The following is a 542-nucleotide window of genomic DNA, read 5'->3' on the forward strand; positions in this document are numbered from 1 at the left end:
CCCTCGCGGCCCAGGCCGGACTGCTTGACGCCGCCAAAGGGCACATGCTCGGTGGCCAGGATGCCCACGTTGATGCCCACCATGCCGTACTCCAGTGCCTCGCTGACGCGGAAGATGCGGCCCACGTCGCGGCTGTAGAAGTAGCTGGCCAGCCCGAACTCGGTGTTGTTGGCCGCGTCGATGGCCTCCTGCTCGGTCTTGAACTTGAACACCGGGGCGAACGGGCCGAAGGTCTCCTCGCGCGCGCACAGCATGTCGGGCGTGGCGTGGGCCACCACCGTGGGCTCGAAGAACTGGCCCGAGCCCAGGGTTTTGAGGCGCTGGCCACCGGCGAGCACCTGGCCACCCTTGGCGATGGCGTCCTCCACATGGCGCTGTACCTTCTCCAGCGCCGCTTCCTCGATCAGCGGGCCCTGGTTCACGCCTTCCTCGAAGCCATTGCCCACCTTGGCCGTCTTGACCTTGGCGGCGAACTTCTGCACGAACTGGTCGTACACCCCCTCCTGCACATAGAAGCGGTTGGTGCACACGCAGGTCTGGCC

Annotated in this window: 1 protein-coding gene; it reads right to left on the bottom strand. The window is 66.6% G+C overall.

The window, feature by feature from the left end; genetic code table 11:
• On the bottom strand, positions 1-542 hold a 542-nt coding region (locus D8S75_RS17340; RefSeq protein ID WP_119967595.1), incomplete at both ends, for an aldehyde dehydrogenase family protein.

It is taken from the genome of Simplicispira lacusdiani (genome assembly GCF_003604195.1).
In the GTDB taxonomy this organism is placed as follows: Bacteria; Pseudomonadota; Gammaproteobacteria; order Burkholderiales; family Burkholderiaceae_C; genus Simplicispira; species Simplicispira lacusdiani.